Below are 20342 nucleotides of genomic sequence, written 5' to 3'. Positions count from 1 at the left end.
CCCAAAGGGCCGACGGTCTTCCATCCGCCACCGCGAGGCCAATAGTAGCACACACGGTCTGTTCTAAGTTACAAGGGCTAGGGTGAGGGGCAATTCTTGTTCGGAAATCAGAACGGGGCAGGTGCCCTTACCGCGCCGCCCAGTTGGCGCCGCGGCGGAAGATGGTTTTCATCTGCGGCACGCTGAATTCCTTGGCCTGGTGGCCGAGTGAGGAATAGAAGACGCGGCCCTTGCCGTATTTGCGCTTCCAGGCGACCGGCATGACGACGCCGTCGATCCAGTAGGCGTGATCGCCGGTGAAGGTGGTGGTCGCCAGCACTTCGTTCGACGGGTCGACATGCATGTAATATTGCTCTGATGTGTAGGGGAAATCGGTGATCCCCTCCATGATCGGGTCGTCCGGCCGTGTGATGTTGACAGTGTAGTCGATGATGTTGCCAGGATGGGCGACCCACTGGCCGCCGATGATGAACTGGTATTCGACGCTTTCGCGGAAACTGTCACCGGCACCGCCATGATAGCCAGCGATCCCGACGCCGCTTTCGATGGCCTCGGCGAGGTTCTTCACCTCTTCCTTCTCGATCTTCGACATGGTGACGATCGGCACGATCAGGCTGAGATCATGGATCGACGGGTCGGCGAAGGCCTCGGTGCTGTTTTCGAGGTAGACCTTGAAGCCGTCCTCTTCCAGCATGTCGCGGATGATATGGGCACATTCCTGCGGTTCGTGGCCGCTCCAGCCGCCCCAGACGATAAGTGCTTCACGCATGATATTCCTCCTGAAATTGCGCGGTTAGCGGCCGATTTTTCCGTCCACGAGGGACTCTGACAGAGGGGCCGGACGTTCCGTTTGTGTTGATATCGTAACCGTGCGGCCGGTGTCCGAGGCCGTCTGGAAGGCTTCCATGACCTCGAGCACATGCAGCGCCAGGCTGCCATCGGCGCGGTGCGGCCGGTTGGAGCGGATGGCGTGCGCGAGATCGGCGACGCCGAGCGAGCGATAATTGCCGTCGGCATAGGGCGCTGTGACCTCGCGCGCCTCGAACTGACCACCCTTCTTGAGATACTCGACCTCGCCGCCGAAATGGTTCGGATCGGGCACGATCAGCGTGCCCTCGGTGCCGTAGACCTCGAGCGGCACATGCTTGTGGCCGGCGACGTCGAAGCTCATGCCGATCTGCACGACGGCGCCACTGGCAAAGGCCATGACACCGGCGACGTGGGTCGGGATATGCACGGGGATGTGCTCGCCGTTGCGCGGCTCGCTGGTGATGATGCGTTCCTTGCGCGGTGTTACCGTGAAGCCGGCGACCTGGGAGACCGGGCCGAGCAGGTTGACGAGGTCGGTGATGTAATAGGGACCCATGTCGAGCATCGGTCCGCCGCCGACTTCATAATAGAAAGCCGGATTCGGATGCCAGCGCTCATGTCCGGGGCACATGAAGGTGGCGGTGCCGCCGACCGGGATGCCGATCGCGCCTTCGTCGATGATGGCGCGTGCCGTCTGGTGGCCGCCGCCGAGGAAAGTGTCGGGAGCAGCGCCGATGCGCAGGCCCTTGGCGGCGGCAGCATCCGCGAGCTTCTTGCCCTCAGCGAAGTTAATCCCGAGCGGCTTTTCCGAATAGGTGTGCTTGCCGGCATCGAGCGCCTGCAGGCCGACGGCGACATGCGCCTTCGGGATGGTCAGGTTGACGATGATCTCGATTGAGGGATCGGCGAATAGGGCGGCGATATCGACGGCCTTGAGGCCGAATTCGGCGGCCTTTGCTTCGGCCAGTTCGCGATTGAGGTCGGCGACCCCTTTGATGTCGAGAATGGGAAACGATTTCATCGCTTTGAGATAGGCGCCGGAAATGTTCCCGCAGCCGATAATGCCAATGCCGACCTTTTCCATAAAACTTCCTCCAAATGAAATGCTTATCCGTCCTTGCGGGTCAGAGCGCCGATGCCGGCCCGGTCGTTCCCCAAGGCGATTCGTAGAGCTCGCGTAGCGCCACGACCGCAGCCCCCTGCGCCCAGGTCTCATCCGTCGACTGGTCGAAGACGAGTTCCGCTACCCCCTTGATCGAAGGCGGGATCGCCAAGGAATAGGCCTCCCTAAGGCTGTCGAGGAAAGGCTGGCCGAGCGCCAGGCTCGATCCGACGAGGATAACGCGCGGTGGCGCGAAGAGCGTGACAATGTTGGCGAGCGCCATGCCGCAGGCTTCGCCGGCGCGGATGGCGGCGCTGATCAGCGCGTTGTCCTCGGCGGCGATCAGGGTTTGCGCATGCGCCATGCCGCGGCCGAGACGGATGGCTTCGGCGAAGCGGCCGTTCGGCTGGTCGCCGAGAATGGCGCTTTCGCCGGCGAGGCTGGAAAGCCTCACCGTTCCCTGCGGGCCGATGCTGAGCGCAAGGTCGCCAAGATTGTGGCTGAGGCCGCCGGCACCGCGAAACAGCTGGCCGCCATGCAGCACGCCGAGGCCAAGCGTTTGCTCCAGCGACACCAGCACCACATCGTCCAGGTCTCTTGCCTCACCGAACCAGTGATGCGCCAGCGTGATGGCATGGGCATCGCTCTCGACAATGGTGGCGACGCCGAGCCGCTCGGACATTTCCTTGGCAAAGTCGACACCGCTTTCGCGGAAGATCGGGCTTGTGCGGACATGGCCGGTGCGGTGCTCGATGACGCCGGGCAGGCCGAGGCAAACCTGGTCGATCTCATCCAGCGCCAGATTGGCGTCGAGGACGCAGCGGCGGACGCCATCCTCGATCAGATCGGCGATGACGCTGATCGGCTGCCGGTCGACGCGAAGGGCAAGCGTCAGCTTCGACAGCACCTCGCCGCGGAAATTGGTGACGACGAAGACCATGCGGTTGGCGGCGATTTTTGCGCCAACAACGCGGGCGGCGTCCGGATTGAGCTCCAGCATGACCCGCGGCCGGCCACGGGTGGCGGCCTCGCGCAGGTCGCCCTCGGTGCGGGCCAGGATCAGGCCGTCATCGAGGAGCGAAGCGGTGATCGCCGAAACCGTGGTGGTCGAAAGCTGAGTGTATTCACTGATTTCAATACGTGCGATCGAGCCCGCCCGCCGGATCGTATCCAGCACATTGAAGCGGTTTATCGCCCGCATAAGCTCGGGATCTGCTGTTTTCATGAGAATGGTGCCGAATGATAATTCCGCTCGGTTGCGGCCTGGTATTTTTGACGGGATGCGAATTAAATAGCCTATGCTTACAGTCCGATGTCAAGCCGCTTCCCGCCGCTTTTGCTGAAAATTTAGGAATGGTGGTTGACATTTCAGCAAAGCTCCGTTGAATTAATCCGCATAAGGGAAAAAATATAGAGGCTGTTGTTCCCTTGGGAGGAGACAATCATGTTTTATGAACGTGGGGCGAAGGCCCTTCGCGGCGTGCGTATTGCCGCCATTGCTGCTGCCACGGGACTTGCGATGCTTTCCGGCGCGACCAGCGCCGCGGCTGACACGGTCGTCAAGTGGCTGCATCTCGAAACCGATCCGAGCTACGTCGCCGTCTGGCGCAAGATCGCCGATCAGTATGAAGCCCAGCATCCGGGCGTGAAAATCCAGATGCAGTTCCTGGCGAACGAGGCGTTCAAGGCAAAGCTGCCGACGCTGCTGCAATCGAGCGACGCGCCGGATTTCTTCTTCAGCTGGGGCGGCGGCGTGCTGAAGCAGCAGGAGCAAACCGGCACGCTGATGGACCTGACCGCGGCGATGAACGCCAAGGACGGCGCCTGGCTGAAGGCCTACAATCCGGCGGCGGTCAAAGGCCTGACCTTCGACGACAAGATCAGTGCCGTACCCTACAAGCTCGGCACGGTTTCCTTCTTCTACAACAAGGCGCTCTTCGCCAAGGCTGGCGTCGATGCGACTGCCATCAAGACCTGGGACGACTATCTGGCGGCGGTCAAGAAGATCAAGGCTGCCGGCATTGCGCCAATCGCCGGCGGTGGCGGCGAGAAGTGGCCGATCCACTTCTACTGGAGCTATCTGGTGATGCGCGATGGCGGCCAGCCGGTCTTCACCGCGGCCAAGACCGGTCAGGGCAACGGCTTCAACGATCCGGCGATCATCAAGGCGGGCGAGCAGCTCGCAGAGCTCGGCAAGCTCGATCCGTTCCAGCCCGGCTATCTCGGCGCCACCTGGCCGCAGGCGCTCGGCATCTTCGGCGACGGCAAGGCGGCGATGATCCTCGGCTTTGAAAACACCGTCGCCAACCAGCGCACCAATTCCGGCGACGGCAAGGGCCTGGCCGACGACAATGTCGGCCGCTTCGCCTTCCCGGCGGTCACCGGCGGCGCTGGTCTCGCGACCGATACCCTCGGCGGCCTGAACGGCTGGGCCGTGACCAAGAAGGCTCCGCCGGAAGCGCTTGATTTCCTCGCCTATCTCACCAATGCGGAGAATGAACGCACGATGGCGCAGGCCGGCATGCTCATTCCGGCGACGGTCGGTTCCGAAGATGGTGTCAAGGGGCCGCTGATGGGCGACGCCGCCGAGCAGCTGGCGCATTCGACCTGGCACCAGAACTTCTTCGACCAGGATCTCGGTCCCTCCGTCGGCCGTGTCGTCAACGACGTCGCGGTCGGTATCGTCTCGGGCCAGATCACGCCGAAGGACGGCGCGCAGCAGGTCCAGGACGCCTTCGAGCAGGATCAGCTTTAACGTCGGCGGGCGCCGGCAAGCCACCTTCGCCGGCGCCATTCCTCTTTCGAATTGCAAATGTCGAGACTGTCCATGACCGATGTCAGCGCAACGACCGCCATGCCATCCATCGCGAGAGCCAGACCTGCGGCGCGACGAAAATCGCCGGCCGCGCGCGGCCGCATGCCCGTCATCCTGCTGTTCCTGCCGCCGGCGCTGCTGCTGTTCTCCATCTTCGTCATCCTGCCGATGGGAGAGGCCGCCTGGTACAGCCTCTACCGATGGAACGGCTACGGGCTGCCGACGGAGTTCGTCGGCCTGCGTAACTTCCAGGTGCTGTTCAAGAACACCGCGTTCCTGACCTCGCTCAAGAACAATGCGCTTATCATCGTGGTCTCGATCGCCGTGCAGGTGCCGCTTGCCATTTGGTTGGCGACGATGCTGGCGCACCGCATTCGCGGCGTCGTGCTCTTCCGGCTGATCTTCTTTCTGCCCTATGTTTTGGCGGAAGTGGCGGCAGGCCTGATCTGGCGTTTCGTCTATGACGGCGACTACGGCCTCTTCGCCGCGATCGCACATTTTCTCGGAACCGCCACGCCATACGTGCTCGCTGATAAGGATCTGGCGATGTACGCGGTGCTCGGCGTGATCGTCTGGAAATATTTCGGCTTCCACATGATGCTGTTCATCGCCGGCCTGCAATCCCTAGACAAGAGTGTGCTGGAAGCGGCCGAAATCGACGGCGCCACCGGCTGGCAGAAATTCCGCTACGTGACGCTGCCGCTGCTCGGCTCGACCTTGCGCCTGTCGGTGTTCTTCGCGGTCGTCGGCTCGTTGCAGCTTTTCGACATGATCATGCCGCTCACCGGCGGCGGACCGTTCAATTCGACCCAGACGATGGTGACCTTCCTCTACAATTTCGGTGTCACTCGCATGCAGGTCGGCCTCGGCAGCGCCGTTGGCGTCGTGCTGTTCGTCATCTGCGTCACCCTCGCCTTCGGCTACAAACGGATATTTATGCGCAATGACTGATATCGCCTCATCCGTTCGACTGAAGATCGGCACGAAGATCTATCTCTATGCGTCGTTGACCATCATCGCCGCCATCGTGCTGATCCCGCTGCTCACAACCATGCTCGGCGGCTTCAAGTCGTTGGGGGATCTCCGGGTCAATCCCTTCGGCCTGCCGGCCGAGTGGCATTTCGAGAATTATACCGGCATTCTGTTCGGCGATCGCTACTGGCGGCAGATGATGAACTCGCTGATCATCGCCGTGCTGACCGTGTTTCTCACGGTATCGGTTTCGGCGATGGCCGCCTTTGCCTTCGCGCATGTCAAATTCTTCGGCTCGAACTTCCTGCTCAACTATTTCCTGATCGGCCTGATGTTCCCGGCGGCGACCGCCATCCTGCCGCTGTTCATCCGTATCCGCGATCTCGGCCTGCTCAATACCTATTGGGGCGTGGTGCTGCCGCAGGTGGCCTTCGGTCTCGGCATGAGCATTCTTCTCTTCCGAAACTATTTTCGGAACCTCCCGGAAGAATTGTTCCAGGCGGCCTTTGTCGATGGCTGCGGCTATATCCGTTTCTTCTGGCATATCTCGCTGCCGCTCTCCCGGCCGATCATCGCCACCGTCAGCATCATCTCCTTCGTCGGCAGCTGGAACAGCTACATCCTGCCGCTGATCATGCTGAACTCGGATTCGATCTATCCCTGGCCGCTCGGCATGATGGTCTATAGCGGCGAATTCGGCACGGAATGGGAACTGGTGCTGGCCTTCATCACGCTCACCATCCTGCCCACCATCATCGTCTTCTTCCTGGCGCAGAAACACATCATCGCGGGTCTCACCGCCGGTGCGGTGAAATCTTGAGCCTTACTGGAGCAAAAAGCATGGCATCCGTCGAACTGCACAACATCCACAAGGCCTATGGCGCGCTGGCGGTCATCCACGACATCTCGCTGGCGATCGACGACGGCGAGTTCATTGCGCTGGTCGGTCCTTCCGGCTGTGGGAAATCGACCCTTCTGCGCATGATCGCCGGCCTTGAGGAGATCACCGACGGCGATGTCTCGATCGGCGGCCAGGTGGTCAACGCCATGACGCCGCGCGAGCGCAACATCGCCATGGTCTTCCAGTCCTATGCGCTTTATCCGCACATGACCGTCGCCGAGAATATGGGCTTCAACCTGAAGCTCTCGGGCGAGACGAAGCCGGTGATCGAGCAGCGGGTGAACGAAGCCGCGCGCATGCTCGATCTCACCAAGCTGCTCGACCGCAAGCCGGCGCAGCTTTCCGGCGGCCAGCGCCAGCGCGTTGCCATGGGCCGCGCCATCGTGCGCAACCCCGCCGTCTTCCTGTTCGACGAGCCCTTGTCGAACCTCGACGCGAAACTGCGCGTGCAGATGCGCTCCGAGATCAAGGCGCTGCATCAGAAGGTGCAGACGACCTCGATCTACGTCACCCACGACCAGATCGAAGCGATGACGCTCGCCGACCGTATCGTCGTTCTGAACCAGGGGCGGATCGAGCAGCAGGGAACGCCGATCGAGCTTTATCGCCAGCCGGCCAATCTCTTCGTTGCCGGCTTCATCGGCTCGCCGGCGATGAATTTCCTCGATGGCGTGGTGGAGGGCGTCAACGGCTCGGCTTCGGTGCGGCTGACGGACGGCACGCCGCTGCGCATCGCCAGCGAACGCAGAGTACAGCCCGGCCAGAGCGTGAAGATCGGTCTGCGGCCGGAGCATCTCAGCCTGACCGGCAACGGTTCGCCGCTGACCGGCCAGACGCTGCTGGTCGAGCCGACCGGCGCGCAGACACATGTGCTGTTCGATCTTGCCGGCGAGCAGGTAACCGCCGTTGTCGACGGCGAAGCACCGGTTCGCTATGGCGAGCAATTGAAGGTCACCGTCAATCCCGATCAGGTCTACGTCTTCGACGCGACGAGTGGGCTGACGCTTTAAGCCTCCACCCTGATCGCATCGACGCGATCAGAGTAGAAAGCCATGTAATCCTTGATTCGGGCTACGGACGGATAGGGGGTCTCATAGGTCCAGACTGCATTCACCGAACGCTCGCCGCCGGCCGGGATGCTGTAATAGGAGCAGTCGCCCTTGTAGGGGCAGTAGGTCGTATGATCGGTCCTCTTGAGGGCCGACATGTCGATATCCTTGCGGGGGATGTAAAGGACCGCCGGGTAGGAGGCTTCCTTCAGCGACAGCGCTTCCCGCGTATCGGCGACGATCTTGCCGACAACCGAAACGGTGACATGGGCATGCGCGTCCTCGATCGTGATGGGATGATCTGGGCCGGGGATTTTGACCGGTTTTTCGGGCATGATGGGTTCCTTGGTTGGGTGATAGTCAGGCAGTTCTGCTGATGCCGCATCCTTGTGTCTGGCCCTCACCTCAGCCCTCTCCTGGCAGCGGGAGGGGATGACGGAGCAAAACAATCCCGAATTGTGTGGCAAATACCACCAGCCTGTTTCGCGAATGCGAGATCCGCCATAAGCAGTCATTGTGGCAGCGACAAAATACATTAGTATACGGAGCTACACCTCCTATTTAAGACGCACATGACAATAGATAAAGCTCACGCTAAGCGCATCATTGATCTGGTGACCTCCATGGATCCCACAATTAACAAGCTTATCGATGAGATAGAGCTGATCGAAGATGCCAAACTTTCCTCGGAATTGAAGCGGTCTGTCGGCGAGATCATGGGACATGCTATGCTAGGCATTCTAGTTCCGCTTGAGCAGATTTTTCCCGATCTGAATCCTGATAAGTAGCGCAGGCGGCTGCCCGCTTCGGGCCGACTGCGGAACACAGGCTTGGCCTGAACGCACCAGCGTTGTAGTTAGGTTGTTAGCTCAGCCTTTACTGTTCTTTTGCGGAAACGGTGTTGGGAATTGTAGAGTTCCCTCTCCCTCTCCCTCGCATGAGGCGGGGTGAGGAGTCGGGTAACAAATTTCGGCCGCCTCGGGGATGCCTGACCATCGGCATTCATAAAAGATAGAAGAACAATTCCGTGGATTATCGGGCCCTCGGCCCGCGCCAGCGCAGGCCGTCCATCAAAAGGCCGACGAGGCGGCGGGAGCGGTGGTGCCATTCGGGGGAATTGGGCATGGAATAGGTGCCCGAGAGCGCATGCAGCACATCCGTGCTGTCGACGTCGGCGCGGATCGAGCCGTCGGCCACTGCCCGCGCGATCAAGCCAGCAAGCACGATCGGCACCTTGCCGTAGCTGTCGGCGAAGAGTTCGGAATTGCTGTTGAGCAGGATGCGCAGACTGTCGCCCATGCCGCGCTTGGTGGCGATGTAGCCGACGAAGCGGTGCATCCATTCCTCCAAAGTCCGATCGGGTGTAAGTTCGCGCGAAAGCTCTTCGGCCGCATCGCAGAGCGCTTCGACCTCATGGCGGTAGACTGCCTCGACCAGATGCTCGCGGGTCGGGAAATGGCGATAGAGCGTGCCGACGCCGACGCCGGCGCGCCGGGCGATGTCTTCGAGCGAGGCGGCGGTGCCGTGATCGGCGAAGGCTTGCGCCGCGGTTTCGATGAGCTTGTCACGATTGCGCCGTGCATCCGCGCGCAGGCTTCTGCCGGCTGGCGGCACTTGATCCTTGGGCTCTGTCGATGGCTTGGGCGCCAATTCTCGCTCCATGCGGATTGCGACTTGACGATATTGGACAAGTCTCTAGGATAATAAACGGAGGCGCCTCCGTTTAATCTGGAGTAGCTGAGGATTGTTATCGCATAAAGGGCCAAGACGCCATTGCCGTCCGATGAGAGGATCTGGGACGGTGAAAGTGCGGCTTGCCCCGACGCGTTTCACCGCAAGCCGCAGGCGCCGGCCAAAGCGCGTAGTCTGATGATCTGGGGCCGGCCCGGCTGACGTCAAGAGCGGATGCCATGACCGGTCAATGCCAACGACTGCCAATTGCAAGATGAAGACCCGAACAGGGAGTGACCTGATGACCACCGTCCATCTCGATATCAATGGGCGCGAGCACGAGCTTTCGCTCGATCCGCGCGTGACGCTTCTCGATGCTCTTCGCGAGCATCTCTGTCTGACCGGCACGAAGAAAGGCTGCGACCAGGGCCAGTGCGGCGCCTGTACCGTCCATGTCGACGGCGAGCGTGTGCTTTCCTGCCTGACGCTGGCCGCCCAGGCCGAAGGCCGCAAGGTGACGACGATCGAAGGATTGGCGGCCGAAAACGGCGATCTGCATCCGGTCCAGGCCGCCTTCCTCGAACATGACGCCTTCCAGTGCGGTTACTGCACGCCGGGGCAGATCATGTCGGCGGTAGCCTGCATCCGCGAGGGTCATGCCGGCTCCGATAATGAAATCCGCGAATATATGGCCGGTAATCTCTGTCGGTGCGGCGCCTATCCGCATATCGTCGCCGCCGTGCGCGAAGCCGCGGAGGCCGCCCGATGAAAGCGTTTTCCTATCTCCGCGCCGGCTCCATCGATGAAGCCCGGCAGGCTAGCACTTCTCCTGCCGCTGCATTGCTCGCCGGCGGCACCACGCTGCTCGACCTTGCCAAATGCGGCATCGCCGAGCCCGGGACGGTGGTGGATATCACCCATCTCTCCGGCCTCGATGCTATCGCCTTTACCGAACAGGGGGTCACGATCGGCGCGCTGGCGAAGATGAGCCGCGTTGCCGACGATGCCAATATCAAGGCGCAGTTCCCGGCTGTATCAGAGGCACTGTCGCTCGCCGCTTCGGCGCAGATCCGCAACATGGCGACGATCGGCGGCAATCTGATGCAGCGCACGCGCTGTCCCTATTTCCGCGATCCCGCGACCTTTGCTGCCTGCAACAAACGTGCGCCTGGCTCCGGCTGTTCCGCCATCGGGGGTGTCACCCGTAACCATGCGGTTCTCGGCACCAGCGAGGCCTGCATCGCCACCAATCCCGGCGATCTCGCAGTCGCCTTGGTGGCTTTCGACGCCGTCGTGCATCTGGGCAGCCGTCAGGTGGCGATCGATGACTTCTTCCTTCTGCCGGGTGCTATGCCCGAGCGGGAGCATGCGATTTCGCCCGGTGAGATGATCACCGCAGTGACGCTTCCGGCATCTGCCGCCGCGCGTCGCTCGACCTATCTCAAGGTCCGCGATCGCCAGTCCTATGAGTTCGCGGCGGCGAGCGCCGCTGTTGGCCTCGAGTTGGAGGCGGATGGCAGAACCATCCGCGATATCAGGGTGGCGCTTGGCGGCGTGGCGACCAAGCCGTGGCGCGCCCGCGCCGTCGAGGCTGCTTTGAGGGGCAAGGTGCTGGAGGCCGATGCGGTCAGGCGCGCGAGCCTGCTTGCCGTCGAAGGCGCCGTCGATCACGGCGCCAATCACTACAAGATCGAACTCGCGCCGCGTGTCGTCGAGCGCGCCATCCTGACGATGGGAGAGATAGTATGACCATCATGGAAACCAGAAAACACGGTGCGGCCGACGGTGCCCTCGGCGGACGTCTGTCGCGCCTTGACGGCACCGCAAAGATCAAGGGTGAAGCCGATTATGCCGTCGAGCGCGATCTCGAGGGGCTCGCGCATGCGGTGATGGTGCAGAGCACGATCGCCGCCGGCCGTATCATCGACATCGATATTTCAGCGGCGGAAAAGGCGTTGGGCGTGCTGCTCATTTTGACGCCGGACACCATGCCGGATCTGAACTCGCCAACCACCTGGCTCGATACGCCCGGTCCGGAAGGCCCGTACCGGGCGCTGACCAATGACATCACCTATAATGGCCAGCACGTTGCCATCGTCGTTGCCGAAACCTTCGAGCAGGCGACGGCGGCAGCGGCGCTGGTGAAGGTGACCTATGAGGAAGCACCGGCCGTCTTCAGCCTTGAGGATCCGAAGGGCGGCGAGGGCTTCCCGCTCGACCCGATGACCAAGGAATGGGGCGATGCCGCAGCCGCACTTGCCGCCGCGCCCGTCAGGATCGAGGCGGAATACAAGACGCCGCGTGAATACAACGTGCCGATCGAGCCGCACGGGCTGATTGCCAAGTGGGACGGCGACAGGTTGACCCTTTGGGAGGCCAGCCAATGGATCGACGGCATGGCGCGCACCTATGCCGAATGGTTCGGCGTGCCCTTCGAGAATGTGCGGATGATCTCGCCCTATATTGGCGGCGGCTTCGGCTCCAAGGCGCTGGCCTTGCCGCATGGCGCGGTCGGTGTCATGGCGGCGAAGCTGCTTGGCCGTCCGGTAAAGCTGGTCATCACTCGGCCGCAGACTTTCACCTCTTTCGGTGGACGCCCAGGCACGCGCCAGACGATTGCGCTTGGCGCCACGAAGGACGGCAAGCTCACCTCCATTGTCCAGAGCGGCGCCAACGAGACCTCGATGGGTGACGTGGCGGTCGAGCCGCTGGGTGTGGTCACAGCGATCATGTATGCGACGCCCAATCTTTCGTCGCGGCAGAACATCGTAAGGGTGAATACGGTCAAGCCCGGCGCCCTGCGTGCTCCCGGCGAAAATCCGAGCGCCTTTGGCATCGAAAGCGCCATGGATGAGCTTGCCCATGAACTCGGCATGGACCCGCTGGAAATCCGGTTGCTGAACTATGCCGAACGGGATCAGGAGGCGGACAAGCCCTGGTCGACGCGGCAATTACGCGAGGCTTTCGATGCCGGCGCAAAGGCGTTCGGCTGGGCAAAGCGCTCGCATGCGCCGCGCTCGATGCGCGACGGCAAGCAGTTGATCGGCTGGGGTGTCGGCGCCGGCACCTATCCGGTGCGCCGCACGCCGGGTGAAGCGCTGGTGCGGATCCTGGCCGACGGATCGGCGGAGGTGGCGAGCAGCGGCATCGACATGGGGCAGGGGACCTACACGATCCTGGCACAGACGGCGGCGGAAACGCTCGGCATTCCGATCGACCAGATCCGCGTCAAGCTCGGCGATTCCGCGCTGCCGCGTGCGCCCGTCGCCGGCGGCTCGCAGCTCGCCAACTTGATGACCGGTGCCGTCTATAAGGCGGCGATGGCCGCCCGCGACGAGCTGGTGGGCTTGGCAATCAACGATCCCAACTCGCCGCTGCGCGACCTTCAGGCCAATACGCTGACCGTTTCGGAAGGCCGCATCCTGCCGCCGCGGGATGGCGGCGACGGCATCGCCATTGTCGACCTGTTGCGGCAGATCGGTCGCGACAAGATCGAGGTGCTGCGCAACACCTTGCCGGACGACAAGCAAAGCAAGGCGGATATCTACCGCAATTTCTCGACCATCGCGACCATGCGGTCACCGACGGAGGGTGAGTATTCGCTGCATAGCTGGTGCGCGCATTTCATCGAAGTGCGTGTCGACGAGGATTTCGGCACGGTCCGCGTCTCGCGCGTCGTCTCGGCGCTCGATTCAGGCCGGCTTTACAATCCTAAGCTTGCCGAAAGCCAATGGAAGGGCGGCATCATCATGGGCATCGGCCAGGCGCTGCTCGAAGAAGGTATTGTTGACGAGCGTTACGCGCGCGTCATCAACAACAATCTCGGCGATTATCTCGTGCCGACCAATGCCGATATCCCGGATATCGAGGTGATCAATGTCGGCATTCCCGACCCCCATGCCTCCGTGCTCGGCGGCAAGGCGGTCGGCGAACTCGCGATCGTCGGCGTCGCGCCGGCCATTGCCAATGCGGTCTTCCATGCGACCGGCAAGCGCATCCGTGAATTGCCGATCACTTTGGAGAAGCTTCTGTAGCTTGGAGGAGCCAGGGGGGTGGTCGGGCGCGGGCGATATTCTGCGCCTGATCATCCCTTCGGGGGTGGATTACCACCGCCAAGGACATTCTCATCGCTATGGCGATAGGGTTGCCGGAAAAATCAGCTCAAGGGCTGCCGAAGTTGCCGCCGGGACCTGGTCCCGGGCCGCGCCCAAAGCCGAAGAAGGGTGGGGGTGGCGGCGGATCGCGTTCGGCGGGAACGTCGAGATAGCTCATGATGTTGTCGACGTGGCTGACCTGCGAACGCAGGTTGTCGAGCGATTTGCCGGTGAGATTGGTGCCTGCCGGGAGCTGGGCGGTCAGCGGGTTCTCATAGCGACCGTTGACGCGCAGTTCGTAGTAGAGATGCGGGCCTGTGGAATAACCGGTCGAGCCGACATAGGCGATGACCTGGCCCTGGGTGACGCGCTCACCGACGCGCAGGTCGGATGGCGTCGCGGAAATATGGGCATAGGTGGTCTCGTAGCCGCCGTCGTGGCGGATGCGGACATATTTGCCGTAGCCCGTTTCCCAGGAAATCTTTTCGACGACGCCGTCGCCGCCCGCCATGATCGGGCTGCCCATCGGCGCACGGAAGTCGACGCCGTTGTGGAATTTCTTGACGCCCAGAATGGGATGGATGCGCCAGGCGAAACCGTCGCCGAGCTTGCCATTGGGTACGGGGCGATGGTTCAGGACCTTGGCGACGGAATGGCCGCCCTCGTCGTAGAATTCCGAGGGGCCTTCGCCGCTTCCCTTGTGCAGATAGTAGCGGTGCGTGTCGCCATCGGTGTGGAACTCGATGAACATCAGCTCGCTTTTGCCGTTGTCCGCCTTGCGGGACAAAAGGTCGACGCTGTCGGGTGCGTTGTCGCCGCCGGTCAGCGAAATGCCGTTGGCCTTGGCGAGTTTCATCAACTGCGCGGCGCTTGTCTCGGAAAGGCCGGCCTTCTCCAGCTTGGCGTCGATTGTCGACTCATTGTCATCGTCGACACCCTTGAGATCGACGGCGGCAACTTCCGAAGAGGACGGCGCGTCGGCCTGGCTCTCGCTATAGAGCGTGGAAAACAGCCGGTCGTCGGTCATCGGCACGAAGCCGTCGGCATCGTCGCGGGCGACGATGCGCTCCGGCGTCTTGCCGCCGCTGAGACGGGCCATGATCAGCTTCGGCCGCGCATCGGCGGTCTTTTTCTCCAGAAGCAGTTCCACCCTGTCGCCGGGCGAAACCGCATCGGTCTCCAGGGCGCGCTGCAGCTCGTCACCGGCATCCGCGTCGAGGCCGGCGGAGGCGAGGATATCCTGCAGGTCCTGGCGGTCCTTGGGCATGGAAACCAGCCTCTTGAACTCGCGGCCGGATTCGCCGGCAGTCGCTCTCGAGACGCTGACATTCAGCGGCACGCCCCGGATCGGGAAGCGCGAGCGCCGGACTGAATCATAGTGGTTGGTCTGCGGATAGATGCCGTGGCGGATCTCGGTGAGCGCCGGCGGCGAGAACAAGGCGGTCTCGGCGCGCATATCGCCGCCATAGGTCACATTGATCGCCCGGACATCGCCGGCAGAGGGCTCGGTATTCTCGGCTTTAAAGACCAGCGTGGTGCGATGATAGGTGAAGATGCGGGTTTCGCCGCTTGAAAGCTTTTCCGCGACCTGCGCGAAGCGGGCGCCGTCGAAACGCTGTTTCGTGGCAAGCCGGTTGCTCTTGGGCGTCGCCGGCTGCGACTGGACGAGCTGGGCTGTCCGCATCGGCACGGCCTGCTCGATCGTATGGCGGGCCAGCAGCGGATAGAGGACGGTGGCGAGGAGGCCGAAGGACGCCGTGCCGGCAATGCCGATGGCGATCAGATGGCGAAGATGGGCAGAGCGCGGCAGAAAGGGAACGTGAAATTCATGATGAGGCCGCGCCTGAATCGCAGCCTCTGCAGGAAATTGGACGCGCAATGGACTTTCGGCCATGAAGTGAGGAACCCTGCAGACTGCGGTGGGCCCAAACTAGGGCAAATCATGGCGAAATCTAGGCAAATATTACGAGTCTGTTAATTGCCGTGATCGTCCACAGGGTTAGATTCGCGCTTTAACTGCGATTCGTCAACCGAAGATGGTGTCGTAAAGCAGCTTGAAGTTCAGTGCCAGGATGATGGCGGCGACCAGCCAGGAGAGGATGGCAACGCTCCTGGGCACGACAAATTTGCCCATTTTCTTGGGATCCGTGACGAATTGGACCAGCGGGATGACCGCGAAGGGCAGCTGCATGGAGAGCACGACCTGGCTCAGCACCAGCAAATCCGCAGTACCTTTTTCACCATAAAACGCGGTAACAAAAATAACTGGAATAATTGCGAGGCCGCGGGTCAAAAGCCGTCTTGCCCAGTGCGGAATACGCAGGCGCAGGAACCCCTCCATGACGATCTGGCCGGCAAGCGTCGCCGTCACGGTGGAATTGAGGCCGGAGGCAAGCAGCGCCACGGCAAACAGGGTCGAGGCAATGCCGAGGCCGAGGAGCGGCGACAGCAGTTCGTAAGCCTGGCCGATTTCGGCGACATCGGCATGTCCGCTGTCGTGGAAGGCGGCGGCGGCGACGATCAGGATCGCGGCATTGACGAAGAGCGCCAGCATCAGGGCAATGGTGCTGTCGGTGGTCGCCCACTTGATAGCGTCGCGGCGGCCTTCGTCATCGCGCTTGTAGGCGCGGGTCTGTACGATCGAGGAGTGCAGATAGAGATTATGCGGCATGACGGTGGCGCCGATGATGCCCATCGCGATGTAGAGCATCTCGTGATTGGTGACGATCTCAGTCGATGGGATGAAGCCGTGCAGGATGGCGGCGACCGGCGGTGCCGCCGCGGCGATCTGGACGGCGAAACAGACGGAGATGACGATCAGCAGCGCGATGACGAAGGCTTCGAGGAAGCGAAAGCCCTTGTTCATCAGGAGCAGCAGTAGGAAGGCGTCGAGCGCGGTGATCAGCGCGCCGCCGATCAGCGGAATGCCGAAGAGCAATTGCAGCGCGATCGCCGTACCGATGACCTCGGCGAGATCGCAGGCGATGATGGCGAGTTCGCAGGCGAACCACAGGGCCAGATTGACCGGCCTTGGGTAATGATCGCGACAGGCTTGCGCCAGATCACGGCCGGTCGCGATGCCGAGCCGGGCGGAGAGCGCCTGCAGCAGGATCGCCATCAGGTTCGACAGCATGATGACGGAGAGCAGGGTGTAGCCGAATTGCGCGCCGCCGGCGAGATCGGTCGCCCAGTTGCCCGGATCCATATAGCCGACAGAGACCATGTAGCCCGGCCCCATGAAGGCGAGCAGCCGCCGGATCCAGGTGCCCGTATGCGGAACATGAACGGTGGCGTTGACTTCGGGAAGGCTTGGACGGGCGTCTTCGTCCGGGCTGGCGAATTTCCATGCGCGCGGCGCGGCAGTGTCTTGAATCTGCGTCATACGGGAGTGCTCCGGGGGATTGAGCTATGATCTGTCTAAAGAAATATGCTGGATATCAACATTATGCAATAGGCTATATTTCATAGATTTGGCATTATATTGGGCGGTGTTGCCTTGCGGTTTGGGGCCGATACCGCCTGTGTTCGCGCCGCGGCGATTGTCATCTCGGCATGAGGAAGAGCGAGTTCTCCACCGCCGCATTCGGCAAAATCGGCTCGGCGGTTGCGGCGAACGCGGCGAGCGGGTAACTGGGCGCACGAAATTCTGGCGACGCGGATAAAGGCGTGGAGCCGCGAAGGCGGCAACGTTTATGCCGCCACTTTCAAGATTGAAGCCGGTGCTATAAAGATGAAAGCGAGTTTACCGGGACTCGCGAGGAGCTGACCTATTGCCGACGAGACGACCGCCAATCCAACGAGATGAGCCATTGCTGGATGCGGAGACGCATTCGGAGGGTTTCCGGCATACGAGGGAGGCCACGCGCGGCGCTCTCGTGGAGGATTATGTCGAGTTGATCGCCGATCTCATCGATGACGGCAACGAGGCGCGGCAGGTGGATATTGCGGCAAGGCTCGGCGTGTCGCAGCCGACCGTCGCCAAGATGCTGGCGCGCCTCTGCGAGGACGGGCTCGTGTCGCGGCGACCCTATCGCGGCGTTTTCCTGACCGATGCGGGCAACAGGATCGCCCAGGACATCCGCGCCCGCCACCAGACGGTCGAAGCCTTCCTGCGCTGGCTTGGCGTCAGCGCCGAAACGGCGCGGATCGACGCCGAAGGCATCGAGCATCATGTCAGCGCCGAGACGCTGGAAGCCTTCCGTCGCGCGATGCAGCACGGCGGCTGATCGCGGGTGACTGACCCCTATTCGGTGGCATAGGCAGCAGGAACTTGAAGCCCGGTGATTCCTGGCCGCGGCCATTACAGAGTTGCAGGCGGATTTGCTGATATTCCCTAGGTGACATGGTTTCGAGCAGGTCGAGTTGCGCCGTCATCATCCGCATCAGGCGATGGATATGGCGGCTCTGGTCCATCTGCTGCTTCAGGAGCTGAACCGGCTGCCCGGCGTGCGCCATACCGTGACGTCGATGTCGACGAGGGAGATCAAGTCGGACATTTCGCTGGTGGAGGCGGCGCGGCATGTGGGCGAGTGAGGGCCTTTCTTCAGCCCTCTCCCAATCGTTCGATAAAGCCTGGCCGGCAGACCTCGTTCGCCGTCATGCGGGCGGCAGGCCGGGATCGATCCCCGTCATGGCGATAGACGCATCCCAGAGCCGCCGCGCGATCTCCGGATTCCGCGCATCGGCGGTGCGGGAGGCTTCGCCGGAAACGCCTCTTATCTCGCGAAATCCCGTTGGCCCATAATAGTTACCGGGCGTCACCGGTGCGGTGGACGCCTGCAGCGTAGGCCAGGCTCCCATCGCAGCCGTATTGAGGAGCAACCTTGTCAGCGGCAGCAGGAGTTGAAGTGGCCCCAAATAGCGTCCCAGCTCGGTCGCGGCTGCACCTGGATGGCAACCGACAGCCTTAACGGGTGAGTCGGAGGCGCGAAGGCGGCGGTCCAGCTCGAAAAAGAACAGGGCGTTGGCAAGCTTGCTCGCCGAATAGCGTCGCAATCTGGAGTAGCTTTTCTCCGCGTTTAGATCGTTCCAGTCTATCTTCCCGCCCCTGTGCGCGAGGCTGGAGGTCACGACAACTCTGGCCCCCTGTGTTTGCGCCAGTTTGGGCAAGAGCAAAGAGGTCAGCGCGAAGGTGCCGAGGTGATTGACGCCGAACTGGAGCTCGAAGCCTTGTTTGGTTCGGGTGAGCGGCGGGGTCATTACCCCGGCATTGTTGATGAGTGCGTCAATGCGCGGCTCCCTGGCCGCCAGTTCGGCGGCGGTCCTGACGCTTGCAAGATCAGCCTGATCGAGCGGCAGGAAGGACAGGTCGGCGCCGGGTGCCTTCTGTCGGATCGCGGCCATCGCGGCTTCGGCCTTTGCCTGGTCACGGCAGGCGAGCAATATCCGCGCACCCCGCGCGGCCAGCACGCGTGAAACCTCGAAGCCGATGCCGGTATTGGCGCCTGTAACGATGAAGCATTTGCCTGACTGGTCGGGAACGTCGGTTTCGGTAAATCCGCTCGGTCTTGACATGATGATACCTTTCTATTGAGTGAGTACATGCTCATTTTTAAATGAAAAATTTAGGCGGCGGTGCCTTTCCAGAACAAATCGAAACCGGTCTGGCTGAAATGCTCGTGATTCCCGGGGTCTGCCTCGATGGCCTCGATTGCGATCTCGGCCAGCCCGAACAGGACCGTGTCGATGTAGAAAGCGATACGCTCGGGATCTGAATGCCCGGCAAGGCTCTGCTCGACCATCGCGCGCGCATCATGGAACATGGCATTGCAGCGATGCTGGCTTTCGATGGCGACGCGATCCGACACTTTGAGCTGGCGTATTGCCTTGCGCCATACCGGGTTTGCCAATCCCCAGCCGATCAGCCGGTTCCAGACATGCCGGATACGTTCGCGCGGCCCGGCATCCTCGGGATAGGGAGCCGTCATGACTCCGGCGAGATCGGTCTCGATCTCGACGTACAGCTGGTTCAGAAGCTCGTCTTTCGTCGCGAAATAGGTGAACAGCGTTCCTTCCGCGACATTCGCCGCCTGTGCAATCTTCGCGGTGGACGCGCCAGTGCCCAGCGTTGCGATCAAGTCGGCGGCTGATGCCAAAAGGGCTTGTCGTTTCTCTTCGCTGAGCGGGCGTGCCATGTTTTGCCATCATAAATGAGCGTGTAGTTACTCATTTATATGGATTGCAAACCGTTGCGCGTCAAGAGGTGTCTGTCGATCGCCGTGATTTTACGCTGCCTTTCGCCGTATCGACCCGATCACGCTGCGCACCAGCCTCTCGCCGACGTCGATCACCGGAAATGATTTTCCCGAGCGGAGCCATTCGGCAAAGAGGCCGTTCATGCAGCATTGGAAGGCGCGGGCGGCGGTGTCGACGGTCCAGCCGGGCGCGAGCTTGCCCTGCCGGTCGGCCATGTCGATCAGCTTTTGCAGTTTCTCGTACATTTCGGCATTGGCGGTGATGATGCGTTGGGCAGTCTCGGAAGGGTCTTCGGTGAATTCGCAGCCGAGAATCATGATGGCGAAGATGCGCTGCTGCTGCTCGTCATTCGCCAGGATATGCACCACCTCGATGGAGGCCTGTTCGATCAGGCTCAAGGGATCATCATGGCCATGCTCGATGGCGTGGTCGACGAGCTCCTCCTGCGGCAGGCGGATTTCGCTGTGCAGCGCCGTCAGCACCTCGGCTTTGTCCTTGAAATGCCAGTAGATCGCACCGCGCGTCACGCCGGCGCGTCTGGCGATCTTGTCGAGGCTGGAGCCGCTGACGCCGTTTTCGAAGAAAACCTCGGCGGCGGCCGCCAAAACCTCCTCCCTGGTCTTGGCTGCATCTTCCTTGGTCCTGCGCATTCGATCTTTCCACTTTTGCATGAGGCGAGAATTTATTTCATCTCGCCTCATGCGGTTGATTTCACATGATATTGTTCGGGAAC

20 protein-coding genes are annotated in these 20342 nt (G+C 61.8%); 10 read left to right on the top strand and 10 right to left on the bottom strand.

Annotated elements, in window-relative coordinates:
* Positions 1-127: 127 nt before the first annotated feature.
* From AC1RO0_RS21005 to AC1RO0_RS20995, 3 genes are read right to left on the bottom strand one after another with little or no spacing between them, the layout of a single operon-like run.
* Complete coding sequence (locus AC1RO0_RS21005; protein WP_037219113.1) at positions 128-769, bottom strand: ThuA domain-containing protein; 642 nt, start codon at positions 767-769, stop codon at positions 128-130.
* Between the two features lie 24 nt (positions 770-793).
* Entirely contained in the window at positions 794-1894 is a 1101-nt protein-coding gene (locus AC1RO0_RS21000) for a Gfo/Idh/MocA family protein (protein ID WP_498594722.1), read from the bottom strand.
* 40 nt (positions 1895-1934) lie between these two features.
* Positions 1935-3137: an ROK family protein gene (locus tag AC1RO0_RS20995; RefSeq protein ID WP_498594721.1), complete on the bottom strand. Its 1203-nt coding sequence runs from the start codon at positions 3135-3137 to the stop codon at positions 1935-1937.
* Positions 3138-3356: 219 nt separating this feature from the next.
* Here AC1RO0_RS20995 and AC1RO0_RS20990 point away from each other — a divergent pair, with 219 nt between their 5' ends.
* The 4 genes from AC1RO0_RS20990 to AC1RO0_RS20975 all read left to right on the top strand — a co-directional run bounded on the left by AC1RO0_RS20990 (position 3357) and on the right by AC1RO0_RS20975 (position 7610).
* Positions 3357-4667 (top strand): ABC transporter substrate-binding protein, encoded by a 1311-nt coding sequence (locus tag AC1RO0_RS20990; RefSeq protein WP_498594720.1) that lies wholly within the window; start codon positions 3357-3359, stop codon positions 4665-4667.
* 72 nt (positions 4668-4739) lie between these two features.
* On the top strand, positions 4740-5678 hold the full coding sequence (locus AC1RO0_RS20985) for a carbohydrate ABC transporter permease (RefSeq protein WP_498594719.1): 939 nt from the start codon (positions 4740-4742) through the stop codon (positions 5676-5678).
* Complete coding sequence (locus tag AC1RO0_RS20980; RefSeq protein ID WP_034521924.1) at positions 5671-6519, top strand: carbohydrate ABC transporter permease; 849 nt, start codon at positions 5671-5673, stop codon at positions 6517-6519. Before AC1RO0_RS20985 ends, AC1RO0_RS20980 begins: the two co-directional genes overlap by 8 nt.
* Positions 6520-6539: 20 nt before the next feature.
* On the top strand, positions 6540-7610 hold the full coding sequence (locus AC1RO0_RS20975; protein WP_498594718.1) for an ABC transporter ATP-binding protein: 1071 nt from the start codon (positions 6540-6542) through the stop codon (positions 7608-7610).
* Here the strand turns inward: AC1RO0_RS20975 and AC1RO0_RS20970 are convergent.
* A complete protein-coding gene (locus AC1RO0_RS20970) occupies positions 7607-7984 on the bottom strand; it encodes a DUF427 domain-containing protein (RefSeq protein ID WP_498594717.1) in 378 nt (125 codons plus the stop codon). The genes AC1RO0_RS20975 and AC1RO0_RS20970 overlap by 4 nt on opposite strands.
* Positions 7985-8221: 237 nt before the next feature.
* On the opposite strand from AC1RO0_RS20970, the gene AC1RO0_RS20965 reads away from it, so the two are divergent.
* Complete coding sequence (locus tag AC1RO0_RS20965; protein WP_498594716.1) at positions 8222-8437, top strand: hypothetical protein; 216 nt, start codon at positions 8222-8224, stop codon at positions 8435-8437.
* A gap of 244 nt (positions 8438-8681) precedes the next feature.
* On the opposite strand, the gene AC1RO0_RS20960 is transcribed toward AC1RO0_RS20965, so the two are convergent.
* A complete protein-coding gene (locus AC1RO0_RS20960; protein WP_498594715.1) occupies positions 8682-9299 on the bottom strand; it encodes a TetR/AcrR family transcriptional regulator in 618 nt (205 codons plus the stop codon).
* A 322-nt stretch (positions 9300-9621) separates the two neighbouring features.
* Between AC1RO0_RS20960 and AC1RO0_RS20955 the strand changes: the two genes are divergently transcribed.
* From AC1RO0_RS20955 to AC1RO0_RS20945, 3 genes are read left to right on the top strand one after another with little or no spacing between them, the layout of a single operon-like run.
* A complete protein-coding gene (locus tag AC1RO0_RS20955; RefSeq protein WP_153369513.1) occupies positions 9622-10089 on the top strand; it encodes a (2Fe-2S)-binding protein in 468 nt (155 codons plus the stop codon).
* A complete protein-coding gene (locus AC1RO0_RS20950) occupies positions 10086-11069 on the top strand; it encodes an FAD binding domain-containing protein (protein WP_498594714.1) in 984 nt (327 codons plus the stop codon). Before AC1RO0_RS20955 ends, AC1RO0_RS20950 begins: the two co-directional genes overlap by 4 nt.
* Complete coding sequence (locus AC1RO0_RS20945; protein WP_498594713.1) at positions 11066-13354, top strand: xanthine dehydrogenase family protein molybdopterin-binding subunit; 2289 nt, start codon at positions 11066-11068, stop codon at positions 13352-13354. The genes AC1RO0_RS20950 and AC1RO0_RS20945 overlap by 4 nt, the downstream gene beginning before the upstream one ends.
* A gap of 127 nt (positions 13355-13481) precedes the next feature.
* On the opposite strand, the gene AC1RO0_RS20940 is transcribed toward AC1RO0_RS20945, so the two are convergent.
* On the bottom strand, positions 13482-15308 hold the full coding sequence (locus AC1RO0_RS20940) for a M23 family metallopeptidase (RefSeq protein WP_498594712.1): 1827 nt from the start codon (positions 15306-15308) through the stop codon (positions 13482-13484).
* Between the two features lie 132 nt (positions 15309-15440).
* Positions 15441-16796 (bottom strand): Nramp family divalent metal transporter, encoded by a 1356-nt coding sequence (locus AC1RO0_RS20935; RefSeq protein WP_153369507.1) that lies wholly within the window; start codon positions 16794-16796, stop codon positions 15441-15443.
* Positions 16797-17184: 388 nt separating this feature from the next.
* On the opposite strand from AC1RO0_RS20935, the gene mntR reads away from it, so the two are divergent.
* Positions 17185-17640 carry a manganese-binding transcriptional regulator MntR gene (mntR, locus tag AC1RO0_RS20930; protein ID WP_012652813.1) on the top strand — a complete coding sequence of 152 codons (456 nt, stop codon included), beginning with the start codon at positions 17185-17187 and terminating at the stop codon, positions 17638-17640.
* 169 nt (positions 17641-17809) lie between these two features.
* Entirely contained in the window at positions 17810-17947 is a 138-nt protein-coding gene (locus AC1RO0_RS20925; RefSeq protein ID WP_498594711.1) for a hypothetical protein, read from the top strand.
* Between the two features lie 63 nt (positions 17948-18010).
* Here the strand turns inward: AC1RO0_RS20925 and AC1RO0_RS20920 are convergent, their stop codons facing one another.
* From AC1RO0_RS20920 to AC1RO0_RS20910, 3 genes are all read right to left on the bottom strand, one after another.
* Positions 18011-18928 (bottom strand): oxidoreductase, encoded by a 918-nt coding sequence (locus tag AC1RO0_RS20920; RefSeq protein WP_498594710.1) that lies wholly within the window; start codon positions 18926-18928, stop codon positions 18011-18013.
* 50 nt (positions 18929-18978) lie between these two features.
* Positions 18979-19548 carry a TetR/AcrR family transcriptional regulator gene (locus AC1RO0_RS20915; RefSeq protein WP_498594709.1) on the bottom strand — a complete coding sequence of 190 codons (570 nt, stop codon included), beginning with the start codon at positions 19546-19548 and terminating at the stop codon, positions 18979-18981.
* 90 nt (positions 19549-19638) lie between these two features.
* Positions 19639-20259, bottom strand: coding sequence for a TetR family transcriptional regulator (locus AC1RO0_RS20910; RefSeq protein ID WP_498594708.1), 621 nt, complete (start codon positions 20257-20259; stop codon positions 19639-19641).
* Positions 20260-20342 lie beyond the last annotated feature (83 nt).

The sequence above is a fragment of the Rhizobium sp. GW821-FHT14E12 genome (assembly GCF_058803745.1).
Note: the sequence above shows the minus strand (reverse complement) of the source record. Positions and strands in the feature narration are given on the sequence as shown.

Coding starts and splice junctions, on each gene's coding strand:
- AC1RO0_RS21005 (WP_037219113.1), bottom strand. CDS start 769: ATGCGTGAAGCACTTATCGTCTGGGGCGGCTGGAGCGGCCACGAACCG.
- AC1RO0_RS21000 (WP_498594722.1), bottom strand. CDS start 1,894: ATGGAAAAGGTCGGCATTGGCATTATCGGCTGCGGGAACATTTCCGGC.
- AC1RO0_RS20995 (WP_498594721.1), bottom strand. CDS start 3,137: ATGAAAACAGCAGATCCCGAGCTTATGCGGGCGATAAACCGCTTCAAT.
- AC1RO0_RS20990 (WP_498594720.1), top strand. CDS start 3,357: ATGTTTTATGAACGTGGGGCGAAGGCCCTTCGCGGCGTGCGTATTGCC.
- AC1RO0_RS20985 (WP_498594719.1), top strand. CDS start 4,740: ATGACCGATGTCAGCGCAACGACCGCCATGCCATCCATCGCGAGAGCC.
- AC1RO0_RS20980 (WP_034521924.1), top strand. CDS start 5,671: ATGACTGATATCGCCTCATCCGTTCGACTGAAGATCGGCACGAAGATC.
- AC1RO0_RS20975 (WP_498594718.1), top strand. CDS start 6,540: ATGGCATCCGTCGAACTGCACAACATCCACAAGGCCTATGGCGCGCTG.
- AC1RO0_RS20970 (WP_498594717.1), bottom strand. CDS start 7,984: ATGCCCGAAAAACCGGTCAAAATCCCCGGCCCAGATCATCCCATCACG.
- AC1RO0_RS20965 (WP_498594716.1), top strand. CDS start 8,222: ATGACAATAGATAAAGCTCACGCTAAGCGCATCATTGATCTGGTGACC.
- AC1RO0_RS20955 (WP_153369513.1), top strand. CDS start 9,622: ATGACCACCGTCCATCTCGATATCAATGGGCGCGAGCACGAGCTTTCG.
- AC1RO0_RS20950 (WP_498594714.1), top strand. CDS start 10,086: ATGAAAGCGTTTTCCTATCTCCGCGCCGGCTCCATCGATGAAGCCCGG.
- AC1RO0_RS20945 (WP_498594713.1), top strand. CDS start 11,066: ATGACCATCATGGAAACCAGAAAACACGGTGCGGCCGACGGTGCCCTC.
- AC1RO0_RS20940 (WP_498594712.1), bottom strand. CDS start 15,308: ATGGCCGAAAGTCCATTGCGCGTCCAATTTCCTGCAGAGGCTGCGATT.
- AC1RO0_RS20935 (WP_153369507.1), bottom strand. CDS start 16,796: ATGACGCAGATTCAAGACACTGCCGCGCCGCGCGCATGGAAATTCGCC.
- AC1RO0_RS20925 (WP_498594711.1), top strand. CDS start 17,810: ATGGCGGCTCTGGTCCATCTGCTGCTTCAGGAGCTGAACCGGCTGCCC.
- AC1RO0_RS20920 (WP_498594710.1), bottom strand. CDS start 18,928: ATGTCAAGACCGAGCGGATTTACCGAAACCGACGTTCCCGACCAGTCA.
- AC1RO0_RS20915 (WP_498594709.1), bottom strand. CDS start 19,548: ATGGCACGCCCGCTCAGCGAAGAGAAACGACAAGCCCTTTTGGCATCA.
- AC1RO0_RS20910 (WP_498594708.1), bottom strand. CDS start 20,259: ATGCGCAGGACCAAGGAAGATGCAGCCAAGACCAGGGAGGAGGTTTTG.